9 protein-coding genes and 1 pseudogene are annotated in these 9,850 nt (G+C 71.4%); 3 read left to right on the forward strand and 7 right to left on the reverse strand.

Translation table 11 applies throughout. The annotated features are described in order from the left end of the window. Nucleotides 1–123 precede the first annotated feature (123 nt). The 7 genes from ACWGJO_RS25090 to ACWGJO_RS25120 all read right to left on the reverse strand — a co-directional run bounded on the left by ACWGJO_RS25090 (nucleotide 124) and on the right by ACWGJO_RS25120 (nucleotide 7,201). Nucleotides 124–1,098, reverse strand: a complete 975-nt coding sequence (locus ACWGJO_RS25090; RefSeq protein ID WP_452187039.1) for a Gfo/Idh/MocA family oxidoreductase — start codon at nucleotides 1,096–1,098, stop codon at nucleotides 124–126. 1 nt (nucleotide 1,099) lies between these two features. Next, complete coding sequence (gene ligA, locus ACWGJO_RS25095) at nucleotides 1,100–2,407, reverse strand: protocatechuate 4,5-dioxygenase subunit alpha (protein WP_452187041.1); 1,308 nt, start codon at nucleotides 2,405–2,407, stop codon at nucleotides 1,100–1,102. A 27-nt stretch (nucleotides 2,408–2,434) separates the two neighbouring features. After that, the gene (locus ACWGJO_RS25100; RefSeq protein WP_452187043.1) at nucleotides 2,435–3,355 is read right to left on the reverse strand and encodes an amidohydrolase family protein; all 921 of its coding nucleotides are present in this window, start codon (nucleotides 3,353–3,355) and stop codon (nucleotides 2,435–2,437) included. Nucleotides 3,356–3,357: 2 nt separating this feature from the next. After that, entirely contained in the window at nucleotides 3,358–4,047 is a 690-nt protein-coding gene (gene ligK / locus ACWGJO_RS25105) for a 4-carboxy-4-hydroxy-2-oxoadipate aldolase/oxaloacetate decarboxylase (RefSeq protein ID WP_452187045.1), read from the reverse strand. 18 nt (nucleotides 4,048–4,065) lie between these two features. Next, on the reverse strand, nucleotides 4,066–5,091 hold the full coding sequence (locus tag ACWGJO_RS25110) for an amidohydrolase family protein (protein ID WP_452187047.1): 1,026 nt from the start codon (nucleotides 5,089–5,091) through the stop codon (nucleotides 4,066–4,068). Between the two features lie 25 nt (nucleotides 5,092–5,116). Next, complete coding sequence (locus ACWGJO_RS25115; RefSeq protein ID WP_452187049.1) at nucleotides 5,117–6,328, reverse strand: 4-hydroxybenzoate 3-monooxygenase; 1,212 nt, start codon at nucleotides 6,326–6,328, stop codon at nucleotides 5,117–5,119. A 105-nt stretch (nucleotides 6,329–6,433) separates the two neighbouring features. After that, a complete protein-coding gene (locus ACWGJO_RS25120) occupies nucleotides 6,434–7,201 on the reverse strand; it encodes an IclR family transcriptional regulator (RefSeq protein WP_452187051.1) in 768 nt (255 codons plus the stop codon). Nucleotides 7,202–7,275: 74 nt separating this feature from the next. On the opposite strand from ACWGJO_RS25120, the gene ACWGJO_RS25125 reads away from it, so the two are divergent. The 3 genes and pseudogenes from ACWGJO_RS25125 to ACWGJO_RS25135 form a co-directional block, all read left to right on the forward strand. After that, complete coding sequence (locus ACWGJO_RS25125; protein ID WP_452187053.1) at nucleotides 7,276–7,968, forward strand: substrate-binding domain-containing protein; 693 nt, start codon at nucleotides 7,276–7,278, stop codon at nucleotides 7,966–7,968. A gap of 221 nt (nucleotides 7,969–8,189) precedes the next feature. Continuing rightward, nucleotides 8,190–9,608 carry an APC family permease gene (locus tag ACWGJO_RS25130; RefSeq protein ID WP_452187055.1) on the forward strand — a complete coding sequence of 473 codons (1,419 nt, stop codon included), beginning with the start codon at nucleotides 8,190–8,192 and terminating at the stop codon, nucleotides 9,606–9,608. 47 nt (nucleotides 9,609–9,655) lie between these two features. Further along, nucleotides 9,656–9,850 (forward strand): annotated as a pseudogene (locus tag ACWGJO_RS25135) (amidohydrolase); the annotation flags it as partial.

The raw sequence follows: 9,850 nt of genomic DNA on the forward strand, positions 1-9,850 counted from the left end.
TCTGTCTCTTCGCGTGTGTCCCGGAGATCCCCGCCTGACTCGCCTGCGCGCGGGGTCCGCCCCTCCGGCCAGGGCCGCCCCCCCCGGGCGGTGCGGCGCCGGGCGCCGCCTACGACACCGCGCTCACGCGCCCGGGGCGGCGGCGAGCTGCGTCTCCAGGCCCGCCAGCGTCCGGTAGCAGGACATCACCTGGGCGATGGAGGAGTTCGGCTCCCGGCCCTCGCGGATGGCGGCGACGAACTCGCGGTCCTGCAGTTCGATGCCGTCCATCGAGACGTCGACGCCGCTCACGTCGATCGGCTCGTCCTTGCCGGTGACCAGGTCGTCGTAGCGCGCGAGGTAGGTGCCGGTGTCGCCGATGTAGCGGAAGAAGGTGCCGAGCGGCCCGTCGTTGTTGAACGACAGCGACAGGGTGCAGATGGCCCCGTTCTCCGCGCGCAGCTGGATCGACATGTCCATCGCGATGCCGAGTTCGGGGTGGATCGGTCCCTGGATCGCGTTGGCCTGCACGATCGGCGAGCCGGTCTGGTGGGCGAACAGGTCGACGGTGTGCGCGGCGTGGTGCCACAGCAGGTGGTCGGTCCAGGAGCGCTGCTGCCCGAGGGCGTTGAGGTTGGTGCGGCGGAAGAAGAACGTCTGCACGTCCATCTGCTGGATCCGGAACTGCCCGGCCTCGATCCGCCGGCGCACCCACTGGTGGCTGGGGTTGAAGCGCCGGGTGTGCCCGACCATCGCGACGAGCCCGGTGCGCTGCTGCGCGGCCAGGCACGCCTCGGCGTCGGCGAGCGAGGCGGCCAGCGGGATCTCGACCTGGACGTGCTTGCCCGCCTCCAGGCAGGCCAGCGTCTGCGCGGCGTGCATCGGCGTGGGCGTGGCGAGGATGACGGCGTCGACGTCGTCCATCGCCAGCGCCTCCTCCAGCGCCGCGACGCCTCGGCCCACGCCCTGCTCCTCGGCGAACTTCCGGGCGCTGTCGAGGGAGCTGCTCACGACAGCGGTCACCTCGACGCCCTTGATCCGCCTGAGCGCGGCCGCGTGCTTGGCACCGAAGGCGCCGCCTCCTGCGAGGGCGATCCGGACGGTCCGGTCGTCAGTCATGTCACTCCTTCACGGCGGGCACCGCGGCCCGCGGGTGGTTCTCCAGGATCAGGTGTCCGACGGCGGTGTTGGATGCCGGGACGTGGTAGAAGCGGTGCTTGACCTCGATCTCGCCGCTTCCGTCGATGTCGCTCATCGCACCGCGGGCGATCAGCCACATGACCAGTTCGATGCCTTCCGAGCCCGCCTCCTCGACGTACTCCAGGTGCGGAACCCGCGCCAGGCCGGTCGGGTCCTCGACCAGCCGGTCCAGGAAGGCGTTGTCCCAGGCGCGGTTGATGAGGCCGGCCCGGGGGCCCTGCAGCTGGTGGCTCATGCCGCCGGTTCCCCACACCTGGACGTTCAGTGGCCGGTCGTAGGACTCGATGGCCCTGCGCAGCGCCTGGCCGAGCCGGAAGCACCTGGCACCCGAGGGCACGGGGTACTGCACCACGTTGACGTGGAACGGGATCACCTTGCACGGCCAGGCCTCGACGTCCCCGAACATCAGTGACAGCGGGACGGTCAGGCCGTGGTCGACGCTCATCTCGTTGACGAGGGTGAGGTCGAAGTCGTCCCTGATGAGCGAGTGCGCGATGTGCGCGGCGAGGTCGGGGTGGCCTTCGATGCCCGGGACGGGCCGGGGTCCGTAGCCCTCGTCGGCGGTCGGGTAGACCGCGCCGGTGCCGAGCACGAAGGTCGGGATCACCGACTGGTCGAAGGCGGTGGCGTGGTCGTTGTAGACCAGGAACACCACGTCGGGGAGGTTCTCCCGCTCCCACCGCCTGGAGTACTCGTAGCCGCCGAAGACGGGCTGCCAGTAGGGCTCGTCGGTCTTGTGGTGGTCCATCGCCGCGCCGATCGCGGGCACGTGCGAGGTGAAGACGGCGCCGGTGATCGTGGCGTGCTCGGCCGGCGGCGTCCGGTCGGCGTGGGCCGCTTCGAGGACGGCGTGATCGATCCGGTTGCCGACGATGGAGCGGCCGCCGGCGACCATCATGTCGCGGTAGTCCTGCTCGGTCATGCCGGTCATCGAGCCGGCCATCTGCTGGAACGACAATCCCAGCGTCGCACCCCACTTGGCGAGGAAGTAGATGTTGCCGCCCTCGCGTATCGCCGCGTTGAGGTCGCGGTCGAGCAGCGCCTGCTTCTGTTCCTCCCGCAGTGGCCACGCGTCCAGGTAGGCGCGCTCGTCGGCGAGGTAGCTGTGCCGGTTCTCGGCCGTCATCAATGACATACAGAACTGGTTGAGGTGGTAGCCCTTGGCGGACTGCTCGGCGTCGAAGACGGTCGTCCCCGGGACCAGCTTGTAGCTCTTGTCCAGCGACATGGGTGGGTCCTCCGTTCGTGGGACGGTTCAGTCCGGTTCGGGCCAGTACAGGCGCATCGGGTTGTCGACGAGGAGCCTGTGCCGCAGCTCCGGCGTCGGCGCGATGTGCGGCACGAAATCGACGAGCAGGCCGTCGTCGGGCATGTGGTCGGTGAGGTTCGGGTGCGGCCAGTCGGTGCCCCACAGCACCCGGTCGGGAAACTCCTCGACGACGCGCCGGGCAAACGGGACGACGTCGCGGTAGGCCGTCCGCTCCCCGTCGAGGGCCGGCGGGCCGCTCACCGACAGCCGCTCCGGGCAGGTGACCTTGCACCAGATGTCGGGCCGGGCCCGCAGGAAGTCCAGGAACGCCTCGAACTCCGGGCCGTACGGGTCCTTGGCGACATCGGGCCGGCCCATGTGGTCGACGACCAGCGGCACCGGGATCGAGAGGAGGAACTCACGCAGGTCGGCGAGGTCGGCGGCCTCGAAGTAGACGACGACGTGCCAGCCGTACGGTCTGATCCGCTCGACGACGTCCCACAGGTCCCGCTGCGGCGCCGCGTCGACGAGCCGCTTGACGAAGTTGAACCGCACCCCGCGCACACCGGCCTCGTGCAGCTCCCGCAGCTGCGCGTCCGCGATCCCGGGACGCACCGTCGCGACCCCGCGGGCCAGGCCTCCCGACGCTCGCAGGGCGTCGACCATGGCGCTGTTGTCGGCGCCGTGGCAGGTCGCCTGGACCACCACGTTCCGGGCGAAGCCCAGGTGGTCGCGCAGGGCGAAGAGCTGGTCCTTCGACGCGTCGCACGGGGTGTACTTGCGCTCGGGGGCGAACGGGAACTCCGCACCGGGCCCGAAGACGTGGCAGTGGGCGTCAACGGCGCCCGGGGGCAGGTGGAACTCCGGGCGGCTCGGACCGGAGTACCAGTCCAGCCAGCCGGGGGTCTTCTCGAAGGTCGTGGTCATCCTCAGTCCTCGTACCGCAGCCCGAGCGCGCCCAGCGGGCCGCGCATGCCGTAGATGTCCAGGCCGAGTTCGCCCGCGCGGAACCTCGCGCGCTTGCCCGCCTCCCCCGCCTCGCGCGCGGCCGAGGCCTCGGCGACCTCGGCGGCCCGCTCGCGAGGCACCACGACGACGCCGTCGCCGTCCGCGACGACGACGTCGCCGGGCCGGACCAGCGCGTTGGCACAGACCACCGGCACGTTGACCGAGCCGAGGGTGGCCTTCACCGTGCCCTTGGCGTTGACCGCCCGCGCGAAGACCGGGAAGTCCATCTCCTCCAGGTCGGCCACGTCGCGCACGCCGCCGTCGATGACCAGGCCCCGGCATCCCCGTGAGCGGAAGGACGTGGCGAGCAGTTCACCGAAGAACCCGTCCTCGCTCTCGGTCGTGCAGGCGGCGACGACGACGTCGCCCTCGCGAATCTGCTCCGCGGCGACGTGCAGCATCCAGTTGTCCCCGGGTTGCAGCAGGACGGTCACCGCCGTGCCGCACAGCCGGGCCTTGGGGTGGACCGGGCGCAGGTAGGGGCGCATCAGTCCGACCCGGCCCATGGCCTCGTGGATCGTCGCCACGCCGAACGCCGACAGTGCGGCGACCGCCTCGGGGGCGGCGCGGGTGACCGACGTGTGGACGACGCCTATCTCGGTGTGCTCCATGCGTTCGTTCTCCTGGGTTCAGCGGCCGGCCGCGGCGAGGCGGGCGGCGAGGCGGGGGTAGACGCGCAGGGCGTTGCCCGAGTAGACGGCGGCCCGCTCCTCGTCGGAGAGGTGCGGCGTGGCGTCGACGTACCGCTTGGTGTCGTCGAAGTGGTGGCCGGTGTGCGGGTCGATGTCGCGGACCGCGCCGATCATCTCGCTGGCGAAGAGGACCGACCGGCTGGGGATGACCCGGGTCAGCAGGTCGACGCCGGGCTGGTGGTAGACGCAGGTGTCGAAGAAGACGTTGTCCAGCAGCGTCCCGGGGTCCGGCCTGCCGAGCGCCATCGCCAGGCCGCGGAACCGCCCCCAGTGGTAGGGCACCGCGCCGCCACCGTGCGGGATCACGAACCGCAGCGTCGGGAAGTCGGCGAACAGATCGCCCTGGACCAGTTGCATGAACGCCGTGGTGTCGGCGTTGAGGTAGTGGGCCCCGGTGGTGTGGAAGGCCGGGTTGCACGAGGTGCTGACGTGGATCATGGCCGGGATGTCGTACTCGGCCATCGCCTCGTAGAGCGGGTACCAGCTGCGGTCGGTCAGCGGCGGAGCGGTCCACCTGCCGCCCGAGGGGTCGGGGTTGAGGTTGACCGTCACCGCACCGAGTTCCTCGACCGCGCGGCGCAGCTCGGGCAGGCAGGTGGCGGGGTCGACGCCGGGCGACTGCGGGAGCATCGCGCCCATCGCGAACCGGTCGGGGTAGAGCGTGCTGACGCGGTGGACCAGGTCGTTGCAGATCCGCGCCCACACCGAGGAGACCTCGAAGTCGCCGATGTGGTGGGCCATGAAGCTGGCCCTCGGGGAGAAGATCGTCAGGTCGCTGCCGCGCTCGTCCATGAGCCGCAGCTGGTTGCCCTCGATCGCCTGGCGCAGGTCGTCGTCGGTGATGCTGAGGGTGTCGGGGTCGGGTGCGTCGCCGGCGGAGTCGGCCGCGGCCACCTGCCGGTCCCGCCAGTGCGCCAACTGCGGTGGTGCGGTGGTGAAGTGGCCGTGACAGTCGATGATCATGCATGCTCTCCTGGTGGGGTCCGGGTCAGTCCTGGGCTGCGGTGGGCCAGCCGGTGTACTGCTCGGCGAGGAAGGTCCGCCCGGCCCGGGTGCCCACCGCGTTGTCGAGCTCCCCGAGCTGGCGCCGCAGGTCGAACGGCGTGGCGCCGGGCGCGGTGTGCAGCAGCCGGGTCATCCAGTACGAGAAGTTCTGTGCCCGCCAGACCCGTTGGAGGGCGCGCGGCTGGTAGTCGTCCAGCGCTGCCGCGCCCTCGCCGCCGAGCGCCCGCAGCAGGACGCCGGCGAGGACCTTCACGTCGTGCAGCGCCAGGTTCAGCCCGCGGGCGCCGGTCGGCGGTACGGTGTGCGCGGCGTCGCCCGCCAGCGCCATCGAGCCCCAGCGCATCGGCTCCTGAACGAAGGAGCGGAACCGCAGCACCGTCTTCTCGATGATCTGCCCCTCCTTGAGCCGGAAGCCGTCCTCACCGGCCACCCGGGCCTGGAGCGTCTCCCAGATGCGGTCGTCCGGCCAGGCGTCCACGGCCTCGTCGGGGGCGCACTGGAAGTACATCCGCTGCACGGTCTCGGAGCGCTGGCTGATCAGCGCGAACCCGTGCTCGGAGTGGGCGTAGACCAGCTCGGGCGCGCTCGTCGGAGCCTCGGCCATGATGCCGAACCACGCGAAGGGGTACTCCTTGCCGTAGCGCGCCCGCCGGTCCTCGGGCACCAGATCGCGGCACATGCTGCGCGAGCCGTCGGCGCCGACCACGTACCGTGCCCGGACTTCGTGGCGGGTCCCGTCGGGCGCGGTCCAGCGGACCCGGGGGGTGTCGGTCGTGATGTCGAGGACCTCGGTGTCCCTGACTCCGAAGTGGACCGTGCCGCCGTCCCGTTCCCTGGCGTCGGCCAGGTCGATGAACACGTCGGTCTGCGGGTAGAGCCACACCGATGCGCCGACCAGCTTCTTGAAGTCGACGCGGTACGGCCGGCCGCCGAACCGGAGCTCGACGCCCTCGTGTTCGTGGCCGTCGAGCAGGATCCGCTCGGAGACGCCGGTCTCGACCAGGTCCCGGGCCGCGCCGGCTTCGAGGATGCCGGCCCGGTGCGTCGTCTCGATCTCGTGCCGGGTGCGGGTGTCGAGCACGATCGTCTCCACCCCGGCTCGCCCGAGCAGATGGGCCAGCATCAGTCCGGCCGGGCCGGCACCGACGACGGCGACGGGGACCGAGGCGACAGTGTCGACGATGGCATCGGCCATGGCATCTCCTGAGCGGTTTGCGTGGGGGTTGCGAACAACCCGAACGCTGGCATCCGGCCCCCCGCCCCGTCGCCGCTCTTTCCGCCAGGCGGAAGCCGCCGTCGGTCAGGCCGTCGTCCGGGCCCGCCTGCCGAGCTCGTCGGAGATCCCCCGCACAGCCCTCAGCAGCGGCTCGCGCAGCCCGCGCGCACGGCTCGCACCCCGCGCCGCGATGACGATCCCCAGGGCGGCGCTCACCGGGCCGGCCCGACCGATCCGCACCGGCGCGGCCACCGCGACCGAGCGTTCCGAGAGCTGTCGGTCACTGACGAAGACCTGCTCACGGCGGATCCGGTCCAGCTGCGTCCGCAACGCCTTCGGGTCGGTGACGGTGTGCTGGGTCCAGGCCCGGAGCGGCGATTCGAGGACCTCCTCCTGGATCTCCCGGGGCGCGTGCGCCAGCAACACCCGGCCCATCCCGGTGGAGCCGACGGGAAACCGGGACCCGACCATCGTGACCACCTCGACCGACCCGTGCCCCGCGATCCGTTCGACGAAGACCAGCTCCGTGCCCTCGCGCACCGCGAGCTGGACGTTCTCATGGGTCGCCTCGTAGAGATCCTGCATGAACGGCAGGGCCGCGTCGCGCAGGATCTGGGTCCGCGGACACCCCGAAGCGATCTCCCACAGGCGCAGCCCGATGTGCCACGATCCGTCCTCCGCGCGTTCGAGCGCTCCCCATCCCGCCAGCTCCGTGACCACGCGGTGCGTGGTGCTCAAGGCCAAGCCCGTACGCTGAGCGATCTCCGACAGTGTCTGCGACGGGTGCTCACGGTCGAAGGCCGCGAGGACCTCAAGGACCTTTCCGGCCGCCGTGCTCCGGGGTGTGATCATCCGGCCAGTCTCGCAGACCGGCGCGAAGCCCCCTGGCACGCGTCGTACCGGCTGCCGGATCCCAAGGAGGCGATGTGAACCAAGAGATCTCCGGACTGTCCTCGATGGCGACGCGGCCGGTCCTGGCCGACCTCTCCGAACATCTCCGGCACACCTGCGGCATCCCGGTGCGCTTCGAGTCCGCAGGTGGCGTCGAGGTCGCACGGCGGGTGCGCGAGGGCGCCGAGGCCGACCTGCTCGTCCTCGCCGCAGGAGCACTGGCCGAACTGGAGGAGGAAGGACTCGTGTTGAGGGGCACGGCGCGCCCGCTGTGGGTCTCCCAGGTCGTCGCCGCGGTACCGGACGGGGCGCCGGTACCGGCGCTCGACTCGGAATCCGACCTGCGGGCCGCGCTCCTGTCCGCGACGGGGGTCGCGTACTCCACCGGTCCCAGCGGGACGGCTCTCATTGGGCTGATCACCCGACTGGGGCTCACCGGCACGCTCTCGGAGCGGCTCGTACAGGCGCCGGCGGGGGTGCCCGCCGGCAGCCTGCTCTCGTCCGGCCGGGCCGACCTGGCCTTCCAGCAGCGCAGCGAGCTGACGGACCTGCCGGGCGTCGTCGTCGTCGGCCCGCTGCCGGGCGACACCGCGATCAACTCGGTCTTCAGCGGGGGCGTCCTGGCTTCGTCCGGCCGACCGGGCCGGGCCCGCAAGGTCCTCGACCTCCTCGGGTCCGACACGGCGTCGGGGATCGCCCGCGCCAGGGGCATGCGGGCGATCGGGTAGCAGGGCCGACGCGAGGCCCCGGTAGACGCGGACCCGACCCGGCGGACGATCGTCACCGTTCTTATGACAACAGCATTGACGTATTTTGGCTCCCCCGGTTTCATGGCTCGCACTTCCCCCACCCCCCACACCAACACCCCCAAGGCGGTGATCCCTTGGCATCGACGGCGAACGCCACGGGCAGCGGTCCGAGAACGGACACCAGCGGCTCCCACGTCTCCATGCCCAGGTCCCTCGGCCTCCTCGACGGGGCGGCGATCGCCGCCTCCAGCACCGCCGCGACCAGCAGCATCGGCATCGGTCTCGGGCTGATGGCCGGGGTCGTCGGACTCCACCTCCCCGCGATCATGCTGCTGGCCTTCCTCCCCGTCCTCGCCATCGCGGGCGGGTACGGGCGGCTGAACACCGCCGAACCCGACGCCGGCAGCAGCTACCGCTGGGTGGGCCGCACGCTCAACCCCTGGCTCGGCTTCCTCACCGGCTGGGTGAACACCGTCGGCACGGTGGTCTTCATGGCCTACACCACGACCGTCACCGGCTCCTCGATCGTCCAACTCCTCGACCTGGCCCACGTCCGCAGCGTCGCGGGCCTGCGGCTCGACGCCGACTCGACCGTCCAGTGCACCCTGATCGGCCTGGTCGTGCTGGTCGGCGCCGCACTGGTCGCGGTGCGCGGGCTGGACCTGGCGGCCAGGCTGCAGAAGACCCTGCTGATCTTCGAGTACGTCGTGCTGCTGGGCTTCTGCGGCTACGGGCTGTTCGCCGGCGACCAGCCGTTCTCGCTCCAGTGGTTCAACCCCTTCGACATCCCCTCCTTCGACGCGGTCGCCCAGGGCATGGTGCTGGCGGTGTTCTGCTACTGGGGTTTCGAGTCGGTGTTCAGCGTCGGCGAGGAGGTCCGCGACCCGCGCGACGCCTCCCGGGCCGGCACGCTCGCCCTGGTGGTGATGCTGGCGCTGTTCCTGCTCGCCGGAACGGCCTTCCAGCGGGTGCTGCCGATCGACGAGCTGGCCGACAACGGCGCCCACGGACTGACCTACTTCGGTACCAAGCTCGCCGAACAGCCGCTGGCCGCACTGCCGTTGATCGCGCTGATGTTCTCCGCCGTGGCCTCGCTGCAGTCCTCGGTGATCCCGACCGCCCGCGGGATGTACGCGATGGGACGCGACCAGGTGCTCGGCCCGGTCTGGACCCGGCTGCACCCCCGGCACGCCACACCCGCCGCAGGAACCCTCCTCATCACCGCGATCGCCGTCGCCCTGGCCCTGTGCGCGATCGCCATCCCGACCGTCAACGACCTCATCTCCGCCGCCGTCAACGCGATCGGCATCGTCGTCGCCCTCTACTACGCGCTCACCGCCGTCGCCGCCGCCGTCCGCTTCCGCCACCTGCTGCGCACCAGCGTGCTGGAGGGCCTGCGCGCGGTCGTCGGCCCGCTGCTGGGCGCCGCGGCACTGCTCGCCGTCGGCGGCTACCTGGCCTGGACCTTCTACGACTCCACTGACCACTTCGAACTCGCCGCCGACAACGGGTGGTTCGAACTCTCCGTGGTGATCGCGATGATCGCCAGCGGACTGCCCGTGGCGGCCTGGGCCCGCTGGCGGCGCCGCTCGCCGTACTTCCTCCGCACGGCCCGCTGAGCCGCAGCCCGCACCACCCCGCACGACCCGAGAACGGAGCACCACCCATGACCGACGCCGATCTGGTCTTCACCCACGGCCCCGTCCACACCGGTGACGCGGCCCGCACCCGGGCGAGCACCCTGGCCGTGACCGGCGGGCGGATCACCGCCGTCGGGCACGACGAGGTCCGGGAGCTGATCGGCCCGAGGACGGAGGTCGTCGACCTCACCGGCAAGCTGCTGCTGCCCGGCTTCCAGGAC

The organism is Kitasatospora sp. NPDC054795 (genome assembly GCF_053611565.1).